Origin of the sequence: Thermanaerothrix daxensis (assembly GCF_001306145.1) — a bacterium.
Classification (GTDB): domain Bacteria; phylum Chloroflexota; class Anaerolineae; order Anaerolineales; family Anaerolineaceae; genus Thermanaerothrix; species Thermanaerothrix daxensis.
This window is the reverse complement of the sequence record NZ_LGKO01000004.1, coordinates 1-20,783: the sequence shown is the minus strand read 5'-3', so window position 1 is coordinate 20,783 and position 20,783 is coordinate 1. Positions and strand designations below refer to the sequence as shown.

18 protein-coding genes and 1 pseudogene are annotated in these 20,783 nt (G+C 55.4%); 8 read left to right on the top strand and 11 right to left on the bottom strand.

The features are described from left to right. The 6 genes from SE15_RS07220 to SE15_RS07195 form a co-directional block, all read right to left on the bottom strand. Positions 1-891: a shikimate dehydrogenase gene (locus tag SE15_RS07220; protein ID WP_054521455.1), complete on the bottom strand. Its 891-nt coding sequence runs from the start codon at positions 889-891 to the stop codon at positions 1-3. Then, positions 878-2,191 carry a 3-phosphoshikimate 1-carboxyvinyltransferase gene (aroA, locus tag SE15_RS07215; RefSeq protein WP_054521454.1) on the bottom strand — a complete coding sequence of 438 codons (1,314 nt, stop codon included), beginning with the start codon at positions 2,189-2,191 and terminating at the stop codon, positions 878-880. Before aroA ends, SE15_RS07220 begins: the two co-directional genes overlap by 14 nt. Continuing rightward, on the bottom strand, positions 2,188-3,048 hold the full coding sequence (locus SE15_RS07210) for a prephenate dehydrogenase (protein WP_054521453.1): 861 nt from the start codon (positions 3,046-3,048) through the stop codon (positions 2,188-2,190). The genes aroA and SE15_RS07210 overlap by 4 nt, the downstream gene beginning before the upstream one ends. Continuing rightward, positions 3,045-4,058: a 3-deoxy-7-phosphoheptulonate synthase gene (gene aroF, locus SE15_RS07205; protein WP_054521452.1), complete on the bottom strand. Its 1,014-nt coding sequence runs from the start codon at positions 4,056-4,058 to the stop codon at positions 3,045-3,047. Before aroF ends, SE15_RS07210 begins: the two co-directional genes overlap by 4 nt. 31 nt (positions 4,059-4,089) lie before the next feature. Continuing rightward, a complete protein-coding gene (gene aroH, locus SE15_RS07200) occupies positions 4,090-4,458 on the bottom strand; it encodes a chorismate mutase (RefSeq protein WP_054521451.1) in 369 nt (122 codons plus the stop codon). A 275-nt stretch (positions 4,459-4,733) separates the two neighbouring features. Continuing rightward, complete coding sequence (locus SE15_RS07195; RefSeq protein ID WP_054521450.1) at positions 4,734-5,018, bottom strand: transposase; 285 nt, start codon at positions 5,016-5,018, stop codon at positions 4,734-4,736. Positions 5,019-5,176: 158 nt separating this feature from the next. Between SE15_RS07195 and SE15_RS07190 the strand changes: the two genes are divergently transcribed. The 5 genes from SE15_RS07190 to SE15_RS07170 all read left to right on the top strand — a co-directional run bounded on the left by SE15_RS07190 (position 5,177) and on the right by SE15_RS07170 (position 10,829). After that, the gene (locus SE15_RS07190) at positions 5,177-6,298 is read left to right on the top strand and encodes a Druantia anti-phage system protein DruA (RefSeq protein WP_201778072.1); all 1,122 of its coding nucleotides are present in this window, start codon (positions 5,177-5,179) and stop codon (positions 6,296-6,298) included. Further along, entirely contained in the window at positions 6,295-7,446 is a 1,152-nt protein-coding gene (locus SE15_RS07185) for a DNA double-strand break repair nuclease NurA (RefSeq protein ID WP_054521448.1), read from the top strand. Before SE15_RS07190 ends, SE15_RS07185 begins: the two co-directional genes overlap by 4 nt. Before the next feature lie 4 nt (positions 7,447-7,450). Then, positions 7,451-9,265 (top strand): ATP-binding protein, encoded by a 1,815-nt coding sequence (locus SE15_RS07180; RefSeq protein WP_054521447.1) that lies wholly within the window; start codon positions 7,451-7,453, stop codon positions 9,263-9,265. Between the two features lie 115 nt (positions 9,266-9,380). Then, positions 9,381-9,938 (top strand): GIY-YIG nuclease family protein, encoded by a 558-nt coding sequence (locus SE15_RS07175; protein WP_054521446.1) that lies wholly within the window; start codon positions 9,381-9,383, stop codon positions 9,936-9,938. Positions 9,939-10,016: 78 nt separating this feature from the next. Beyond that, positions 10,017-10,829 carry a sugar phosphate isomerase/epimerase family protein gene (locus tag SE15_RS07170; RefSeq protein WP_054521445.1) on the top strand — a complete coding sequence of 271 codons (813 nt, stop codon included), beginning with the start codon at positions 10,017-10,019 and terminating at the stop codon, positions 10,827-10,829. A 145-nt stretch (positions 10,830-10,974) separates the two neighbouring features. On the opposite strand, the gene SE15_RS14810 is transcribed toward SE15_RS07170, so the two are convergent. Beyond that, entirely contained in the window at positions 10,975-11,100 is a 126-nt protein-coding gene (locus SE15_RS14810) for a hypothetical protein (protein WP_269082271.1), read from the bottom strand. Positions 11,101-11,122: 22 nt separating this feature from the next. Between SE15_RS14810 and SE15_RS07165 the strand changes: the two genes are divergently transcribed. Beyond that, positions 11,123-11,362, top strand: coding sequence for a hypothetical protein (locus SE15_RS07165; protein ID WP_054521444.1), 240 nt, complete (start codon positions 11,123-11,125; stop codon positions 11,360-11,362). A 220-nt stretch (positions 11,363-11,582) separates the two neighbouring features. Beyond that, positions 11,583-12,363 (top strand): annotated as a pseudogene (heR, locus tag SE15_RS07160) (heliorhodopsin HeR). 276 nt (positions 12,364-12,639) lie between these two features. Here heR and SE15_RS07155 read toward each other — a convergent pair. The 4 genes from SE15_RS07155 to SE15_RS14915 all read right to left on the bottom strand — a co-directional run bounded on the left by SE15_RS07155 (position 12,640) and on the right by SE15_RS14915 (position 18,861). Next, positions 12,640-12,840 carry a hypothetical protein gene (locus tag SE15_RS07155; RefSeq protein ID WP_054521443.1) on the bottom strand — a complete coding sequence of 67 codons (201 nt, stop codon included), beginning with the start codon at positions 12,838-12,840 and terminating at the stop codon, positions 12,640-12,642. 585 nt (positions 12,841-13,425) lie between these two features. Next, entirely contained in the window at positions 13,426-18,516 is a 5,091-nt protein-coding gene (locus SE15_RS07150) for a DEAD/DEAH box helicase (protein WP_054521442.1), read from the bottom strand. Beyond that, positions 18,513-18,668, bottom strand: a complete 156-nt coding sequence (locus SE15_RS14490; RefSeq protein WP_160316684.1) for a hypothetical protein — start codon at positions 18,666-18,668, stop codon at positions 18,513-18,515. The genes SE15_RS07150 and SE15_RS14490 overlap by 4 nt, the downstream gene beginning before the upstream one ends. Beyond that, entirely contained in the window at positions 18,604-18,861 is a 258-nt protein-coding gene (locus SE15_RS14915; RefSeq protein WP_408033394.1) for a type IV toxin-antitoxin system AbiEi family antitoxin domain-containing protein, read from the bottom strand. Before SE15_RS14915 ends, SE15_RS14490 begins: the two co-directional genes overlap by 65 nt. 221 nt (positions 18,862-19,082) lie before the next feature. Between SE15_RS14915 and SE15_RS07140 the strand changes: the two genes are divergently transcribed. Beyond that, on the top strand, positions 19,083-20,783 hold a 1,701-nt coding region (locus SE15_RS07140), incomplete at its 3' end, for a CpXC domain-containing protein (RefSeq protein WP_201778071.1).

The window sequence follows — 20,783 nt, the reverse complement described above, 5'->3', positions numbered from 1 at the left end:
TCATTCCTCCACATGATGAATGGCATTAAGGCAGGCCTGGACCATTACCTCTATGGGTGCATCAAGCCCGGTCCAGGCGCGGAAAGATAGAACCCCTTGTTGAACCAGCATTCCTAGCCCGTTGATGGCCAGAGCGCCAGCTTTTTCTGCCTGAAGTAGCAGGCGAGTTTTAGACGGGTTGTAGACCAGGTCAACTACCAAGCAATGAGGTGGGATGACGAAATCATCAGGGAGTGGTGAGGCGTGGATGGTCGGCCAGGTACCCACGGGGGTGGCATTGACCAGGAGTGAGATTTGCTCAGCCAGGGCGCAGAGGCTTGCGGCTGAAGGCGGTACTGACTTAAACGAAGTGGAAAACCCCCATTTTTGGGCCTCTTCTTCCAACAAATGAGCCCGCGCAAGATTGCGTGCCATAAAGGTCAGAGTCTTGAAGCCGACTTTACACAAAGCGTAGGCAACGGCACGTGCAGCACCTCCGGCGCCCAGGATGAGTGCATGGTCGTGAGCAACTCTTTGAAGCAAGGGTTGAACAGCATACAGGAACCCCTCCACATCGGTGTTATCGCCGTAGAAGACACGGCTCCCGTCAGCTGTTTCTCGGATTATTACAGTATTGATGGCGCCGAGGATCTGGGCTAATGGACTCATGTCATCCACGAAAGGCAGGATAGCCTGTTTATAGGGGGCGGTAATGTTAAAACCTTTGAACCCCAATGAGCGCAAACCGCGCAAAGCATCCTCGAGATGGTGAGGCGGAAAGGGCAAAGCAAGATACACCCAGTTAAGCCCCAGATGATCAAAGGCGGCATTGTGCATCAAAGGCGAAAGACTATGTTCTAAGGGCCAGCCGATCAGTCCTACTTTTTGGGTCTGGCTATCAATTTGAGGCATACTCAGCTCCCAAAGATTGCATAGTCTCCAAAAAACCCGGGAATGAATCGGCAGCACAGGCAACATCATCAATAAAAATGGGGTCACGGGCTATCAGACCCGCAACAAAGAGTGCCATTGCTAGGCGATGATCGCCATGGCTGCTGACGGCCGCGCTCTGAAGTTTTACCGGCCCAGTGATTTCAAAGCCATCCAGCCGCTCCACGATGACAGCACCCAATTTACGTAACTCGGTGACAACGGTTGCAATTCGGTCTGTTTCCTTGACCCGGAGTTCGGCGGCGTCGCGGACGACTGTTTTCCCCTGAGCCTGGGTGGCAGCGATGGCGAAAATGGGGAATTCGTCAATCATGCGCACCACAAGATCTCCGGCAATCTCAATCGCTTTGAGTTGACTGGATTGTACTTCCAGGTCGGCGGCCGGTTCATTAGCGACCAGCCGCTCGTTATGGATGCGGACACTGGCTCCCATTTGGATGAGGGCATCCAGAAGCCCGGTACGAGTGGGGTTGATGCCGATATTCTTGAGGTGAATGTGAGAACCGGGGATGATCAGCGCGGCCACGAGGGGAAAGGCCGCAGAAGAGAAATCGCCTGGCACCTCGATTTCCAGGGGAGTAAGGGGATGCCGATGTGGGAAAAGGGTCATTTTGCGATATTTGTTGGAAGTGTGCACTTCGAGAACAGCACCCATAGCCTGCAGCATGCGTTCGGTATGATCGCGGGTTGGTGCGGTTTCTTGGATTGTGGTAGGGGAATCGGCATAAAGGGCAGCCAGCAGGATAGCGCTCTTGACCTGAGCGCTGGGAACTTCAAGCGTGAGTTGAGTACCATGGAGCCTCCGTCCCTGGATATGAAGAGGAGCGTGCCCGTTTGTGGTTTGGATCTCAGCGCCCATTTGCCGTAAGGGTATCGCTACCCTTTCCATCGGCCGCCGCAGTAGCTGTTCTTCTCCGGTAAGAATACTTGAAAATGATTGACCTGCCAAAAGCCCGGCGAGCAGGCGCATAGTTGTCCCTGAACGGACGCAGTTAATGGGTGAGTGGGATGGTTGAAGCCCATTCAGTCCCCTGCCGTGCACAATCACGGTGCGCTCAGATGGCGTTTCGATGGAGATACCGAGCGCACGCAAGGCTCCCGCTGTTGCCAGGCAGTCCCCACCGGGTAAAAAATTGTTTATCGTGCTGGGGCCGTTTGCCAGCGCGCCGAGCAGCAGAGCCCGATGAGAAATGGATTTATCCCCAGGCAGGGTGGTAGAGCCCTGCAAGCCTGTGCACGGAAGAACGCGAACTGCACTCATAACAGTAACCTCCTGCGGGTTTCTTGTGCGCCTACCAGCCAGTTTTTTAGATCCTCCTCCCGTTCCTCCACTAAGGTGTTAATCAACCCCTGCAGAGTTTGCAAATACATTTCCAGACCCTTCAGAATATTCTCACGGTTGGTTTGCAGAATATCTAGCATCATTTTCACATCGGAACCTGCCAGGCGCGAGGTATCTCGGAAACCGCTGGCGGTCAACTGCCGAAGCAAGCCATCCGGATCAGGGACTCGGGCGGTTGTTTGGGTTAGAGCGCAGGCCAACAGGTAGGGGAGATGGCTGGTGATGGCAACCAGGTGATCATGAGTTTCAGCGTTCAGGAGCAAGGGGCGTGCGCCGATGGCCGTTACCATCTGTGTCAACAGATCAAGTGCATTGCCAGAGGTGTTTGGAGTGGGAACAAGAACGTAAGTGCGATCTTTGAATAGTTGGGCGTCGGCATGCGAGGCACCAGACACTTCCCTGCCGCACAGGGGATGACCGCCTACTGTGTGGATATGGGGTGGAAGTTCTTGCATCTTTTGACAGATGGCAACTTTGGTACTCCCAATGTCAGTGAGGATGGTGCCAGGGCTTAAATGCGTGGGAATGATATCTAGTAAATCAAGGATCGCGCGTACCGGAGTGGCCAATACCACTACATCGGCCTGAGCAACCGCTTGTTCGGGATGCTGATAGCCACGATCTATCCATCGTTGGGCTTCGCACCATTCAAGGGCTTCACGATCTTGATCAACCCCAAAGATGGACCGACAGTGAGGTCGAAGGGCAGCGGCCAGGGAGGCGCCCATCAGTCCCAGCCCTATGATGGTAAAGTTGACCTCGTCCAGTGATTTCATAGAGACCGCCCCACAGCAAGCGCCACTGGCACAAGGGTTTTCATCAGGCTTGCAAATCGCTCTGGGGTGAGCGATTGGGCGCCATCTGAGAGTGCCTGATCGGGACGCGGATGCACTTCAATGATGAGGCCATCTGCACCGGCCGCCACTGCGGCCCGAGAGACCGGTTCTACCAACTCCCAGCGCCCCGTACCGTGACTTGGGTCAATAAAAACTGGTAGGTGTGAAAGCATCTTCAGGGCCGGTGCCGCGTTAATATCCAGGGTGTTGCGGGTATAGTTCTCGAAGGTGCGAATGCCCCGCTCGCAAAGAATGACCTGTTGATTGCCATGGGTGAGGATGTATTCAGCGGACATGAGCAATTCCTCCAAGGTTGAGGACATTCCACGTTTTAGAAGCACGGGTTTTTGCGATTCACCCACGGCATGAAGCAGGGGAAAATTTTGCATGTTTCGTGCTCCAATTTGTAAAACATCCGCATATTCAGAAACAAGCGGCAGGGTTTGAATGTCCATGACCTCTGTTACAACGGGAAGCCCGGTTTTCTCGCTGGCCTCCTTGAGGTACTTTAGACCTTCCTCTCCCAATCCCTGGAAAGAGTAAGGCGAGGTGCGGGGTTTATAGGCGCCACCACGCAGCATGTGAGCCCCAGCTTCTTTAACTTTTTGGGCGGCCTCCAGGATTTGCTCGCGGCTTTCGACTGCGCACGGCCCGGCGATTACCACAACTTGCTCTCCGCCGATTTTCACCCCTTTCACCTCAAAGACGGTGTCTTCGGGATGGAACTCACGCGAGGCAAGTTTATAGGGCTTGAGCACCGGGATCAATTTATCTACCCCCTCCATGTGCACCAGTTGATCGCGATTGATGATACGATCATCACCGATAACTCCCAGGATGGTCACCTCAGTGCCTTTGGAGAGGTGCACTCTTAAGCCGTAGTCCTCAATGCGCTGGATAACTTGCTGGATTTGTTCCTCAGTAGCCTGGGGTTTCATAACGACAATCATTGTGCTCCTCCTTTCGCAAGATTTGAATATCTCATTTGTTCATGTGAGCCCAATCAGGACGGAGAGATTGGGCATCACCAAGATAAACATGGCAGGGGGAAAGCGGGGAAGTAGCCTCGTAATGGATCAGGACCCTCAAACAGCGGGGAAGGCTTTCTGTGACATACATTTCTTGCAGACATAACATGGGTACTTGAGACCAGCCCATTTGGCGCACTGCCTGGGCAGGGTAGGCAGCATTCAGATCGGGAGTAGCGGAAAAGATTATAGAGATGACGTGGTTGGGATCGAGATGGTTTTTATCAATGAGGGCGCTCATCAGCTGGCGCGTGGCGTCGAGAATGGCTGCGGTTGAATTTTCGTCACAAGTAATGGCACCGCGGATGGCTATGAGGGACATAAGGACAACCTCCGAATATAAAGCAACGACGTGGAGCAGGTTGCTCCACGTCGTTTTTTCCAATCTGGGGGTTGCCTTTTTCTACCACATACGGCTAACCACCCTCTTGGAGCAACCTGCTCCGAGGTGGTTTCGAATAAAAATAAAAGTAGAAAAAGGCAATGCTTGACATAGGGGAATCGGGTTACTTGGGCTGGATTGGGGGCAATAATACTCACTCTAATAAAAAATGTCAAGGGTTCGCGTTCTATCACGGATGGCTTTCTCAAAGTCGCTCAAAGTCGTAAATGACCTGAGGCAAGGAGGGCAAAAACCCGGTCAAGATGTCCGGCCTGCTTGATCAATGCCAGGACAACGTTATGCACCGTGGCCAGTATCCGGGCCGCAGTCCCTTTCGTCATTCGCGTGGCATCTTCCCGAAAGGTCACCTCCCGGCGATAATGCAAGCCGGTTTCAATCAACCAATGCTTGCGTCTGATTTGCAGTACCCGCTTGGGCGAGGCTTTTTCGCGGGTCAGGCTGGTGATGCCGTATTCTACTGCCTGGCGGGTTTGGATCACTTTTTTACCGAGGAGGACAATTTTGTTTATTCGTCAAGGAACTTTGAGAAAGCCATATAATTAATAATAGCGAGGCCGTCCTTGAAGGTGTGTTGGTTAGGCCCCGTCGTTCCTCAAACACAATACGACAAAGGCCGTTAGAAATGGATGCAGGAGGATTGAAGAAGCTTGTAATTGACAGGCTTAAGGAAGCCGGCTTTTTGATATCAGAAGATGGCACGTTACATCCTCCTTTGATTGACAAGGAGGGCTTGCGGCAGATCCACAGGCCAGCTTCTCAACTAGAAATCATAACTCGTCAGGATTGGCTTCGGCGACATCTTCCTGAATATCTTCCTTTCTTCGCCAATGGCGAAGAAATCATACCTGAGCATATTGAGCCCATATTGGTCGAAGTTACTACAGAACAACAACATAATCTCTTCCGTGTGGCCCGACTACTTTGGTCTATTCCCTTCTCCAAGGGCTATGGTCGCCGCTTGCGGTTCCTCATTATGGATCGGGCTAACAATAAACTCATTGGGTTATTGGCCTTACAGTCTCCCCCTCTTAGTTTTCCGGCGCGAGATCGCCTATTTCGTTATCCCCCTGGCAGGAAGACAGAAATGGTCAACCAGACTATGGACATTCAAACGTTGGGGGCTGTACCACCCTATGATCGCCTGTTGGGCGGGAAACTGGTAGCATTAATAGCAGCCTCTAATGAAATTCGCCAGGTTTATTGGCATAAGTATTCTGGACGTGCGACCGAAATGGCACAGCGTATCTTGCCGCCTCATCTGGTAGCGCTTACGACCACCAGTGCTTTTGGACGGAGCAGCCTATATAACCGCCTACGGTATAATGGAATACGTATTGCCGAGTCTCTTGGTTATACCGAAGGTTATGGCACCTTCCACCTGATGGAACTTTACCCATTATTCCGCCGTTTTTTGGAAAGTCAGGGGATTTCAACACGGGGCGGTTTTGGTACTGGCCCGCGCCGGAAATGGCAAACCATGGTGCGCGCGCTAGATCGATTAGGCCTTTCCTCTGACTTGCTCCGCCACGGCATAAAGCGTGAAGTGTTTCTGTTTCGTCTCGTGGACAATCTAGAGGCGTATATGGAAGGCCGTGACACTGAACCAGCCTATCGTAACCTACCGTTCTCCGATCTAGTCACCTGGTGGCGAGAACGCTGGTTGCTGCCACGAGCAGAGCGTATGGATGGATGGAGAAAGTGGCGCAAAGAGGAGATCAAGAGTCTATTGCTGATTGAACAGGATAAGGCCGCAAAATGATGGAATCTGTAGAACGTCCCTTTGGTGAACTCCCTGCTGCTTTGGTGGACGAGGTTCTCCAACGCACAGAGGATCTTAGCCAGAAATTTTTAGGTGATTTTGAGCGAGTGCGCACTCACCGCCAGGAATGGCGAGCAAGCCTGGAAAAGGCAGGCTTGCTTCGCCGTGATGCTGAACTTCCATATGTGCCTATTCCAACGACATGCGGTATAGATGGCTCCTATACTGTGGAACGACTTCTAGCTAGCGACTTAGTCGCCGCGGCTGCCGTTGCGGTAGAAGGCTTAACACCGCCTTCAGAAACGCGCCATTGGCCAGAGCCACGTCATCTCGTTTGGGTAGAAACGGAGGCTCATGAGGCCGAAACAGGCACGATGCTACGTGCCCTGATGATCGGCATGGAGCTACAGTTAGCTGCTCAAGCGCCGCACGAGGTTATTTTCCTAGATGGCTCTCTCACTACTCCTCTTATTCACTTCAATCAGGCATTGAACAAGAGTCGAGATACTCTCCATTTGCACACCACAGCCCGTTTTCTTGACCAGGCAAGCTTGGCCTTGGAAGCCTACTGGACGATACTCGCGTCAACTCGAAGTGACCGTTGTTGGCTAGCAATACCTAAGTACACCACAAAGCGGGAAATCGGGCAGAGGATGGGATGGCCCAACACACACGACGACCGTGGGCTTTTAAGCTTTTTGCTGGAAGCTGGTGAATTCACAACCCCCTGGTCACTGCAACAACCGCCCGAACCTTGGCACTTAAATCTGGAGCCGCTTGAGGCTGCTAGTAGGAAAGCAGCCGACCACATTGCAGAGAAGATCATTACATCATTGGGCGAGATCCAGGTCATCTACTATCGGCCTTATTCTTGGCTTCCAGCCCTCCGGATTGAAATGAGCCGTGCAGTAACAGAAAATCCAGCGCGCTTGGCTACTGCACTCCATGGAATTCGTCACCAATGTGGTACACCAGCCGTGCTAGAGCCCTATCCTCTCTATATGGCCGATCGGATAGTAAAGCACTTGCCAAAGGCTATTCCTACGTTCCGGCAGATAACTAGTCAGCGTATTGCCGAGAGCTACCAGGGAAGCATCAGCGAGGTTTTTCTGGGCCTGCATGGCTATCGCACTGAATCAGGAGTATGAGCCTATGCAGAAGAGTCTTGACCAACTTATAGACAAGACGGAGCGGATCGGCGTTATAGGGTCACCATCCTCGACTAGCGAAATGGCCTTGGACATCTTGGCTAGCGCCGTCAACAAGAAGCTGGTCGGTGAACTCGCCTTGTTTCGCTATCACCAGGACGGCCTTTCTCATTACGCGCTGGGGCAGATTACCGAGGTAAAACTCCGCAACGTCTGGCACGAGGATCCAACGATGCGCAGCCTGATTCGTCAGCGCGGGCGGGTAGATGCAGTCAGCGAGCGCCAGGATACTCACTTGGGAGAGATGACGATTAGCGCTGTCTTTTCTTCTGGATCCAACGGTTACCGCCCCAGCATCCTGGGAACTGTCCCAGCTACAGGCACACCCATCCATCTTGTCAATGATGATGTTCTGTCCGAGCTGCTCTCGCCCTACCGCGACCAACTTTTCTACTTGGGGCACGTCTACGGTTCCAAGCCCCTTCTGCCGCTTTGGTTCAAGCATTTTGATACCGGTCCCCGGGGTGCTGGAGAGGCCTACCATCTGGGCATTTTTGGCAAAACCGGTTCTGGCAAGTCTGTGCTCGCCAAGATGATCCTGCTGGCTTATGCCCGCTATCCCGAGATGGCGATTCTGGTCATTGATCCTCAGGGTGAATTTGCCAAGGAAATACGGGGTGAAGCAGTTCTAGGCGGATTTCAGTTGCCGATGAGGGATGTTTTAAACAGGCTTAAGAAACCGGTCCAGGTGCTTGGCGTGAGGAATTTGGTACTAGACCGGTGGAACTTGTTTGAACATATTCTTTTAGAATCTGGCTTCTTTCAAAGACTTGGCGTTAAAGCAGTGGACAATCAGCGTCAAGCTACGGAGGTTATAAGTGAACAGTTGCAAAAGGACAGCGTACGTCTTGCTGATTTGCACAGAAGAGAGAACTTCGATAAGGTCTGGAAATACCTACAGGAAGAACGTATACTGGTGCGATTCTATGCTTCAAAGGATGCTAGGGAACGAGTACATCAGCAGATGGCTGATACCAACCAGAACGATCTATACCAAACGGTTTGGCTTCCTGTTACACAACTGTTTCGGGAAGATCGACCAGGGGCAAAGAGAGTGGAAAGATTATTGGCTAGCTTGTTTGACCTCGCCCAAGCCCAACGCCCTCTCATTGTGATAGATTTGTCGGTTGAGCAGATGTCTCAGACCAGTCACAGTAGTATAGAAAGCCTGCCCCTGTTTGGTGGAGATCGATCGCAGTCCCAAGGGAATGCTCTCTTCTGGAACGATATGATCCAAGCACTGGTTATCAAACGGTTGTTGGAAGGTGTGCGTACAGCGGCAGAATATGCTTACATAAAGAATCGCAGCCTCAATACGCTAGTGCTAATGGATGAAGCGCACCGTCTTGCACCCCGCGAAGACCCTGAAAATGAAGAGAAAAGGGCGGTGCGTGGGATGTTGATTGACGCAGCACGCACCACTCGCAAATACGGTGTCGGATGGATGTTCATCAGTCAGACTCTCTCCAGTCTGCATCGTGAAATCCTGGAGCAGTTACGCATCTTTTTCTTTGGTTTTGGTCTGGGGATGGGGGCCGAATTCAAAGCATTGAGCGAACTGGTAGGAGGGCGAAGCAAAGCCCTTGACCTCTATCAGCTGTTTCGTGACCCACATTCGTCGTTTGACATCGCAAGCAGAGAGTATTCTTTTATGACCATTGGTCCAGTCTCTCCACTCTCGTTTGCTGGGACGCCGTTGTTCTTCAACGCTTTCAATACTGTTGAGGAGTTCCTGGATACCAACAAGTTGGGGCAATAAGGACGGCCTAACAAATCGCTCCAGCCGACTGCTCCCTCGGCAGCTTCGCCGCCTCGGTCACAGCGGCTGAGCTCGGTGCCGTTAGCCCGCTCTAGGTCTAAGGGTGCGAGAGAAAATGGCCTTCTACGAAGACTATGATTTAGACGAAGAACAAGTGCTGGCTAGAAGACAACCAGCGTTTCCGAAGATAACAGGCTTGTATTTCTTGATCAAGGGTACAACTACTGTGTACGTCGGTCAGTCAACAGATATTTACGCCAGAATTGCTCAACACAATCGAGATGTATTCAAGGAGTTTGATAGCTTCTCGATATTGGAATGTCCTGCTGAATACCTAACACCTCTTGAAGCACACTACATCTACAAGTTCAACCCTCCTCTCAACAGCTCTTTGCCAAGTAATGAGAGATATAAGTCATTTCTGCAACTTCAAAAAATCCTTGGAGTGCCCGCGCGTGTACTTAAACTGTGGATGAAGCACAAGGGCATCGAATATAGCAGGGATGGGTATTATTTACTGAGCGATTTTGCTGATTTCACTGATTTCTTGGATTGGATGGCAAAACAGTATCCGCATATATCTGCGAACCAATGTTCTATCAGCTACCTCAAAGAATATCTTGGAGAAGTAAAAAAGAAAAGGCAAAGCGGGCCAACGCGCGCTTCCACCTAACGCCGCTCCGCTGTGCTTTGCGGCGCAGGGGAAGCGCCAGCCGTTAGCCCGCTCGAACGCAATCAGGAGAACTTCAAGATGAACTTTATGATGTGTATGCGTGGGGAACCAGAACAACTCCCCTTCTTGGCTGAAATCGCTGAACTTGGCGCTGGAATCGAGCTCGGCAGCTACGGCATGATTGGTATTCGTTCTGAACAGGATTGGCAAACGCGGCTCACATTACATCGGGCTATTCGTAATCAATTCCAGGGCACCCTTGCCATCCATGGTCCTTTCATTGGAATGGAATACGCCCATATTGATCATCTCCTCCGCGAGGCAGTTCACCGCCGATTAGATATGACTTTTGATGTGGCTGTGAAACTCAAAGCAAGTTGTGTTGTCTTGCATAGTGGCTACAGGGTCGAAAACGACTTATTCAAGCTACAAGAAGATTGGCTCGTGGGAAATACTGAATTCTGGCAGCGGGAGATTCACCGTTGGGCTGATGCTGGCATCGTGATTGTTCTGGAGAATGACACAGACAAGTCACCTGATTTGATGGTTCAACTTGTAAATAAAGTAGACAATCCATGGTTAGGTCTTTGCATGGACATCGGACATCAGCATATGTTTTCTGAACTGGATGCGCTGGAATGGGTACGTAGGATGGGCAATCGGCTTTGGCATATCCATCTGCATGACAACGATCAAACTGGCGACAATCATTGGTCTCTTGGGCGTGGCACGATTGATTTTGAGTCTTTTTACACTGCCTTATTGCAGCACGCTCCACAGGCAACGATTTCTCTTGAAGTTGAAGATGGAATGGAAGTCAAAATGAGCGACCTTCGCAAGCTAATTGCCTATTTCGCATCGAAAGAACGCTCGATAGGGTTATCATCTTGAAGGACTGAGCGGGCTAACACAATGTGCACCCGACTGGTGGGAGTCGCCGCGTTTTCAGACCCTTTGCGTGGTTTGAAGTGGATTCCGTCAAAGTGGCATCCTCTCGTCCCGCCCACCAGCGGGTAACGCAAGCTGTTTCCCCTCCTCAAACCCCATCTACCGCCTCCTGCATGCGCTCAGCGGTCGGGTACAGGTAGCGCCCCGTCGTCTCCAGCCGCGAATGCCCCAAGTGCGCCCGTGCCACCACCATGGTGACGGCAGATATTGGCATAACGGTTTGGTCTCTGGATGAGATGAGAATCACTAATTTCGAGGAGCGTTTGGACTGGTGTCATTTCAGCTCTGTGGCGTTAAATACTGGCGAGGATTTGGCTCTTGTCACCCAAGACAACGGCAGGCTGCTGGCAGTTGATTTAAAGAATCAAAAAGCCATCTTTGTACATAAGGCGGACCCGAACGTTTCCGACTCTGCTTTTTCCTACGATGGGCGGTTGTTTGCTACCAGCTCTTGTGACGGGGTTGTCCTCATTTGAGGGTGGACCCTGTAAAGACCGTAAAGTTTTAAAAAGTGCGTTTTTATTTTGTTTACAGATAGCCTGACGCAAGTGAGGCTGTTCTTGTTTTTTCTAGCTTCAGTGTTGGGGGGTGCAAACATTATACAAAACTTCTAAAAAAATAGATAAAACAGAAATGAGGGTTATAATAGCGTCAATAACTATAAATAGTTTTTATGATTAATCAAGAGAGGATCAAATGACCACCCTTACAGTAGAGACGTCTCCAAACGTGTTTCGCGGTTTGCGCCGCTTTAATCTAATCATGGGATTCCTGCATTTCATTCAGGGTATTTTCATGATTCTGGTCAGCAATGACACCACCTATCCCATCTTCACCAACTACCTAAACTTCGATCGCACCACCCGTTCGCTGAGTCCCAACCCCCAACTGGTTTTCGAACTGCCGTTCGGGATCGCTGTAGCGGGTTTTCTGCTTATTTCGGCGGTGGCGCACTTCTACCTCTCGACCATCGGTTATGGGCGATATGTAGAAAATCTGAAGAAAGGTATGAACCCCATTCGCTTTTATGAGTACGCCCTCAGTTCTTCCCTGATGATTGTGCTGATCGGCATGCTGGTGGGGATTTGGGATCTGGGTGCAATTATTTTGATCTTTGCACTGAACGCCACCATGAATCTATTCGGCATCATGATGGAACTGCATAATCAGTACACGCAAAAAGTGGACTGGACGGCGTTCATTTACGGTTCGATTGCTGGATTTATTCCGTGGGTAGTGATTACACTGTATTTTGTCGGCGCAGTCAATTCGGGCGATGCCAAGCCTCCGACGTTCGTGTATGCCATTGTTCCCACCCTCTTTGCCTTCTTCAATATTTTTGCCGTCAACATGGTCTTGCAGTACAAAAAATTGGGGCCGTGGAAGGATTACCTGTTTGGTTTATATCGTTCTAAGCTTGCTGGCGAAGACCGTGCTGGCGTGGTTGATCTGGACAGGCACGCTCGCACCCATGTAACCCCCTTTTTGTTCGGTCAAAGGGGTGGAAGCCAGGTCCACCCCTTTTTTCTTCAGAGCCGACAGACGATTGCACTGCCACTGATGCCGCCAGCCTTCCAATAGGTACAGCGCTAGTACTGCCCACACCATGCTAAAGTCCACCACCCGCGCCGGCTCGAAGGGTCAATGGTAAAAGACCACGCCGAGCAGGAATTACAGGGTGGGTGAAATGTATCGGATCAACCCCATAGTGGCGAGGAGAGAGACGCGAACGGGTGGCTCATGTCGCGGAAAGTCAGCGGCCTACGCTTCTGCCCTGCCGCGGCCCCAGCAGCAGCGCCGTGCCTCTGCGGCCAAGCGCCGTCGCTTCCGACACCCGCACCCGCGGACGGCGCAGACGCTTCACCAGGGCCAGCATTAGCGGAGGCAGGATCGGGATGACACCCATCAGAAGCAGCGACAGCGCAAACGCGGTTCGCAGTTTGGGGGACAGCATGGGTGCGCTTCCTTGGGTTTGGATGGGGACTTCGGGATCTCCGTCTGCCGTCCCCCCATCGCAGACCGGGACCCCAAAGCACGGCGCACCCCATCCCGTGGTTGAGGTTCCGCGTTCCTACAGAGTGAATGGCTACCGCAAGAAGTTGGCCCGTGGGGACTTGCACCCTATCTAGCCCTGTACCGCGCCGAAAAATAAAACCGCCAGAACCTACCGTGCTTGCGGTCATCGGCTCTGGTGTGTGACCATCGCATGCAGGAGACTTACACTATTAGGCATTTTGAAAGCACAACGTAAGGTGCTGAACCAGGAAGTGGTGGAGGATGGAGAGGCGTGGCAGGCTGTATTTTGGCTTTTGGAACTGGAGCATTGAGAATGGGGTGTTTTATACGCGGGATGTGACGATGGGGCAAAATCGCCTACCGGCCTGCCAATACGGACACCCCTTGAGCCTTCTCCGCAATGCCGCGTTGAACTCCCTGCGTCCCTTCCAGCGTCCTTTTCTCCCAGATGCATACTGTTGCTTGGCAGCTCACAATGATTTTGGCTTCCCCTCATTTATCAGATTATGAAAAGCACTGCTCCCTAGGATTGAGAGGAGGTTATTCCGAAAAGATGAGAAAAATTCCTGATCTGTTCGCTCAGGTCCCGGTCGTATCGTATAACAAGCACTTGGTAACCGCGCGCCTGCAGTTCGGCGCGTAGGGTCTCGTCATAGCGGCGTTGTGCGGGTTGGTCGTGGACAGGACCATCGCAGAAGACGCACACGTTCGGTTCGTAAAAGAAGTCGGGGACGCAGCGCGGTTCGTGGAGTTCATGCTGGGCGTTGTCGGGCAGGCGTAGGCCATGGACAGCAATGAAGTCGAGGAAGCGGCGTTCCAGCTCGGAGCGGGCGTCGGTGAGTGAGCGTAGCCAGGCTAGGTGATCTGAATAGGTACGCTTGCCGACGCGCCGCAACACGCGGCTACGACTCAGATCCAGCAGGACTTGAAGCACCACGCGCCGATCTATGAAGAGGGCCTCCAGTTGATTGCTGTAACTGAGCAGGCACTCATAGCAGGCGGCGACACAATCGGGGTTCTGATCCTTACCGTTTTCGTCATAGTGGGCACGCTCCAGTGCAGCACGGGCAACTTCGGCTAGGGCATTTGGCTCTTCGACAAGGCGGCGTAAGACACCACTGCCACCCTCGGAGGTCTCGTAGAATAGGATGGCACGGTGCTCGTCCCGGCCGATGTTTTCAGTGGCCAGTTCGTTCTCTTCCAGTTGGTAGACCTGCTCTAAGCCGCGTTGTAGGGCTACACGGAGGGTGGTTTCAAAAGTTCGATTCTGGAACAAGGCTGGATCGGTAGGGCGGAGCAGGAGCAGGTTCTGAGTATCTTGCACGCTCAGGCGCACGGTCTCCAGCCGCTGAATCTGCTTGGGACGCGGGGATTGCTCCTGGGTTTCGGAGATGAAGGCACCGCTCTCGAAGTCGATGACGAAACCCTCGGTACGCGCGGCCCGCAGGCCATGGTTGACGCGCAGCAGGGCGGCAGAAGGGGCGTAGGTAAGGTGGAAGAAGGGAGAGTAGGAGAGGGGAGAGGGGCAGATGTCGGCTTCGATTATTCTAGGCGAAGCAGGTGAAAACTGGTAGAACGTCTCGATGTGATAGCCGCGGCGACGGCGTTCTTCTTCGTTGGAGGTAATGCGTTCGCGGCGGCGAGTTTTGACATTGGGCATGTCCAGCAGGGAGGCGATCAGACTGTTTTCGCCGTGGAAGCGAGTCTTGCAGACCGGGCAGAGGTCCAGATCAGGTTCGCAGAAAGCACCGCACGTGTAACACAGACGCACGGAACGGCGGCGTTCATCCAGTCCGCCGGGCGGGGATTGGAAGCCAATGATTTCCCAGCGCGCACCTTCGTGATAGAGAAAGTTACCAGGCGCAAACTCACGCAAGGCCATAAAGCGCGGTCGAGGGATGAATTCGCCCTCGCCGCGCGGCACCCAGGCCCGCACCGGCAGAGCCGGGAAGTTGTAACCGGGCAGAAAGCCCTCGCTGGCCAGATAGCGGTAGGGATAGAAATCGCTCTCTTCCTCTTTGACATTAATCTGAAGCAAAAGGTTCAATTGACGGCGGGCTTCTTCCTGTTTTTGTTTTGCCCGTTCCTGATCCTCGCGTTTGCGAGCGCGATCTTCTTCCGCACGGCCTTCCTCCCTTTGGCGTTTCGCAGCGCGATAAAGCTCGCGCCAGCGGTCGAAGGCGCGGTCGAACGCCTGGGGAGACTCCTCAAGGATGCGGTCCAACCATTCATCGGAGAACCAGGGCATAGCGCGAAGAAGGGGTTCATCCGCCTGCAGGGCGCGACGCATACGTTCGCGCAACCGCTGGCGGGTGGAGGCGCTCAACTGGATGGCAGCCTGCACTTCCGGGCGCAGCGGTAAGGAATCCTGCTCGATGTCAATGATTTCTTCGATGGACTGACGCAGGGGCAGGCTTATTTCGGCCAGCCAGAGGGCGTGTAAATGGGCGCGCAGGAGACTTTCATTGGCAATGTCCAGTTTAGGGGCGCGCACACTGCCTGCTACCATCTCCTGGCGGTGATGGAAGAAGTACTGGTCATGGGGGTTGAGGGCGCCGCAGTAGGTGAAAATCAGACCGGCCTGGCCCTGCCGCCCGGCACGACCGCTGCGCTGCGCGTAGTTGGCCGGGGTGGGCGGGACGTTGCGCAGATGCACCATGTCCAGGTCGGCGATGTCAATGCCCAGTTCCATCGTCGGCGAGCAGACTAGGTAAGGTAGGCGGCGGCCCAGCTCCCTTTCTTTGCTGCTGTCGCTCGCTTCCCAACGGAAGCGGCGCTCACGCTTTTCACGCTCACCGGGTGCGACCACTTGGGCCGTGTGTTCACGCGCTTCCAGTCCGGCCAGGTCGGCGGCGCTTTCCTGGTAGAAACGCTGAAAGAAGGCATTGACCGGGCGCCTAACGCTGGCGTAGGTTTCGGCGGAAGCACGGCGGGTGTAGAGCGGGTCGAGCGGTGGCGGCGTGCCATCCCCGGCCTGCCACACGAGACAGGCAACATCGAGTTGGAAGCGCTGGTGGTCGTCTATTGGATCGAGACGCGCCAGCAGGCCGTGGCGCACGAACAGATCGAGCAGGGCTTCGATTACCGGACGGTATTCTTCGCTGCTCAGGCCCAGTTGGCGACACAGGTAACGCCCCACCGCGCTTCGCGAGCTGAGGCTAAAGCCATCAACCGAGCGGGAAGATCGCCCTAACAGCAGGAAGCAATTCGCCGGGCGCAATTCGTGGTTATAGGGGTCAAGGCCCCAGAACTCGTTGAGGTGCTGCTCGCAGCGGCGACGCAGTTGACTTTGCGCCTGTTCCTGGAGAAGACGGGCGTTGAGCGCCAGTTTACGACGGAAATGATCGAGTATGGGGCGTAGGAGTGCCTCTCGCTGCTGGGGGGCGAGGAGGGTCAGGGCAGGAGAAAAATTCCAGGCTTCCTGCTGCTCACAAAGCGCCTGGAGCCCTCGGTATTCGATGCGCAGCAAGCCGAGTTCCTCCAGGTTGGGTTGGATGACGCGCCAGCCGCGCCGCAGGTCCTCGTAAAGACGGTATTCGGTCAGTTCGGTGAAGGTTTCCCAGACTTCGCGGGCGGCTTGCGAGTGGGGGTCGAGTTCGGGGTTGAGGGCAATCTCGCGCAGGGTGAAACTGCGCTGCAAGACGGCAACGGTTTCCTGAGCCACGCGGTCGGGCGTGAGCGTGCCGTGTTGCTTCAAGGCGGAGACCAGCGCCGAGCGCAGCACGGCCAGGTGGATGAAGTCGTTGAAATGCCCGGCCTGCAGCGAGGCATCCTGGCGGTTGTCGGTGAAGGTGAGCAGTTTGTCACGGGCAATGCCCGTTCGTGCTGCCTGGCGCAAGAGTGAAACGGCCAGCACGGTGGTAGCGCTGGAACGCGCTTCGCTGGAGAGGGAGGCCAATTTGCGGAATTCCTCTTCCTTGCGGCTGTAAAACTCGCCGCAGTTCAGGCACAGCCCGAACGGTTCGGGCTGATACCACATTTTGACGGCGTCTGGAGACGGCAGGGCGGAGAAACTGCCGTCGGGACGTACCCAGACCGGGCGCGGGACCCGTTCGCGTACGTCGCGCTTAACCCGTCCGTTGGGTTCGCGCCACTCTTCGGGCAGGTAGTCCTCGCTCCAGTCGTTTTCAAGGGGGGCCAGCATCAGGTAGCCGGGCCGGTAGGCTTCGCCTAGTTCTTCAAACGCGCCAAGCGGGTGGGGCGAGAAGTGATCATCGGATTGCAAGACATGGTAATACTCTTGCCCACATTGGCGACAGAACTTGACCGGCAGGAAGATGCGCCCCTGATCGGCCTGTATGCGACCATCGAGGCTAAACCGGCGGCGGTCTGCAGGCTCAGGGGTGGCGTAGAGCGCCCTGCCCTGGCTGATGAACTGGTGCAATTTGAAGGCGAAGGCACGGCCGCCCTCTTCGCGCTCCAGTTGACCGCCAAGAGCAAGCCAAGCGCGCAGGGCTCCCTCACATTTCTTTAAGTCGAGTCCGGTCTGCTCGGCGAGTTGGGCGGCGGCTTCGGGCAGGGTGATGGGCGTGCGGCGTTGGTAACCCCCGTCGGGTTCGGGGGCAAGGCCAAAGGTGTGTTCGATCCAGCGGGAGAGAGGGTGTTGCCGGTACTCGGAAAGGGGCATGGAAGATGGCAGGGTGGAGAGGGCAGCGCGGAGTTCTGCGGGGGTGGGCAGGCCGCCCTGGGTGAAGGGAACGAGTGTCTCCTCGATGACATCGGCTTCGCTGAAGGGGTGACCAAAAAGACGGGTGGCGAAATCGGCTACGGCCTGGCGGCGCTGAACCGGGGTGGCGTCTCGGTCAGAGAGCATGGTCGCCGAGGTGCCAATGTGAATCAAGTTTGGCGCGGCCGCGCGTTCCTTCAGGCGACGGATGAGCATGGCGACGTCCGCACCCTGCCGCCCGCGGTAGGTGTGCAGTTCATCGAAGACCAAGAAATGCAAGCCTCCCCTGGTGGGGTCCAGGAAACGCTGATCCTCGCGGCGGACGAGCATCAGTTCGGCCATCATGTAGTTGGTGAGCAGAATGTGGGGGGGATGCTGGCGTATAGCCTGGCGCTCATCTTCCTTGGTTTCGCCGGTGTATTTGGCGAAGGTGATGGGGAAGGCCCGTCCGGTGCGGGCTTTGTAACCGGCTTTGAGGGCTTCTAGGGCCTGGAGTTGCGAATTGACCAGGGCGTTCATCGGATAGACGATGAGCGCTACGGTGGTGTCGGCAGCCGGCCGACGGAGGATGAAGTCCACGATGGGGAGAAAGTACGTGAGACTCTTGCCGGAGCCGGTGCCGGTGGTGACGACGTAACTTTCGCCGCGGTGGGCTTTCTCGAGCGCCTGTTCCTGATGGCGGTAGAGGTGGTAGGGCTGCCCCTGCGGTGTGCGGAAGATGCGCGCCGTTTCAGGATGGAGCACGCCCCGGGTTGCCAGTTCGTCTACACTGGCGCCGTGCTGGTAGGAGGGACTCACCTGAAGCAGGGGATCGGGCCAGAGATGGGCTTCTTCCTCCAGGGTGCGCTCCACAAATTCCCGGATGCGCGGGTCGGCAATGTGAATGAAGGAACGTACAAAGTCGCGGTATTCGTTCAGCACGGCGGTGTGCAGGTCGAAGATGGTCATACCCCTTGCCTCCAGGTCATTTCCATTGCTAGCGAGTCGGTGCGCGGCACGGTGAGGTGAATTTCCATGGGCCACAGGTCGGTCGGACTATAGAGCAGCAGGGCACTTTCGTGCGAGAACACGTCCTTTTCCCCGGCCGAAAGCCAGACCATGTACAGGTCGGCATGGGGCGTGGCGGGGAAACAGTGGGAGGCGGTAGACGCCGCGGCGCAGGCGTAGGAATTGGCCGGTTTTTAGATCATAGCCCAAAAGGACATAGGAAAATCCGGCCCGATACGCCTGGAGCGTTGTAAAATAGCCTACCTGGTTTTCGGCGATTGGAAAGGGATGTTGAGGGTCGGTCATGCAGGTTTTGTGTGCAGGAACTACAACAAGATTCTAGTTTATGCTTACATTATTATCGAGTGTTGGGGGATTGTCAACGGCATCCCTCTTCGCTATCCCAAGGGCCGAGCCATACGCCGCTCAGGAGGGGGAGATCAGGGAGGCGGCGGGGAGTTTTCCTCGGTTGCTGCCGTTGGGAACTTGTGCTATAGTAAAGCAAGACTACCTTAAGACCGGGGGCTATGAGGACGTCCAACTCTTTTCAACAAACCGCTGACTTGAATTGCCCCAAATGCGAGCAACCGTTCCGCGCCGAAATCTGGCTCATTGTGGATGCTGCCGAGCGCCCCGACCTGCTGGAACGGGCCAAAAACGGGGTACTGCACGAGATTGCCTGCCCGCGATGCGGCCCGCTGGGACAGGTGGATGTTCCCCTCCTTCTCTACTTTAGCCATCCCCCTCTCCCGGGGGGAGAGGGGGTAGGGGTGAGGCTCCTCTTCTCCCCCGCCCGGCAGACCACCGCGGAACAAGACCGCGAACAGGCGCGCGGCCTGCTGGAACACCTGCAAGCCAGCCTGGGCGCGGCCTGGCAGGAGGACTGGCTGGAAAATATACCTATTGTGCCGCGCCCGCTCCTGCCCGTGGCGCTGAGCGAAGGGCTGGAGGCGGTGGAGCGTAAGATGGCGGAAGCCCTTGCCGCCCAACTGCCCCCCGAACTGCGCCAGGCTCTCGAAGAACTCGCCCGCAGCGGGGTGGAGATCCGCACGCCGGAAGACCTGCAGCGCTTGCTAGAATCCCGCCCCGACCTGCGCGAGAAACTGGAACGCGCCATTGGAGATCACTTGTCTCCGGCGGAGAACGAACTCCAGTGCCGTTTTCAGGAAGCCCTTGCCCTGCAAGGACAAGCCGAGAACCGGCCACAGCTGTGGCCTGACGTGCTGACCCGCTGGCAGGCGCTGATCGAAGACGCCCAGCGGCAGAATGATCCGATGCTTGCCGCCAGTGCGAAAGGTAACCTGGCAAATTCATATTTCAGGCTATATGAGATCAGCGGTGAAGATGCCTGGGCCGTACAGGCACAAAGGTTGTTCGAAGAAATCGGCCGGACGTTTACCCGCAGCCTCCATCCGCAAGCATGGGCGATGAGCGAGCATTCCCTGGGCAATCTGTGGCTAAGGCGCTACGAGCGGAGTGGGGAGGAGGCCCACGCGCAGGCGGCCGAAGCGCACTACGAAAACGCCCTGGAAGTGCGCCGTCGCGAGGTGGCCCCTGCGGATTGGGCGATGACCGAGCACGCCCTGGGCAATCTGTGGCTAAGGCGCTACGAGCGGAGCGGGGAGGAGGCCCACGCGCAGGCGGCCGAAGCGCATTTGCGAAACGCCCTGCAGGAATACCGTCGCGAGGTGGCCCCGTCCCAGTGGGCGACTGTGCAGCACGCCCTGGGCATCCTGTTTGCCCGGCGCTACGAGCGGAGTGGGGAGGAGGCCCACGCGCAGGCGGCCGAAGCGCATTTGCGAAACGCCCTGCAGGAATACCGTCGCGAGGTGGCCCCGTCCCAGTGGGCGACTGTGCAGCACGCCCTGGGCATCCTGTTTGCCCGGCGCTACGAGCGGAGTGGGGAGGAGGCCCACGCGCAGGCGGCCGAAGCGCATTTGCGAAACGCCCTGCAGGAATACCGTCGCGAGGTGGCCCCTGCGGATTGGGCGATGACCGAGCACGCCCTGGGCAATCTGTGGCTAAGGCGCTACGAGCGGAGTGGGGAGGAGGCCCACGCGCAGGCGGCCGAAGCGCACTACGAAAACGCCCTGGAAGTGCGCCGTCGCGAGGTGGCCCCTGCGGATTGGGCGATGACCGAGCACGCCCTGGGCAATCTGTGGCTAAGGCGCTACGAGCGGAGTGGGGAGGAGGCCCACGCGCAGGCGGCCGAAGCGCACTACGAAAAC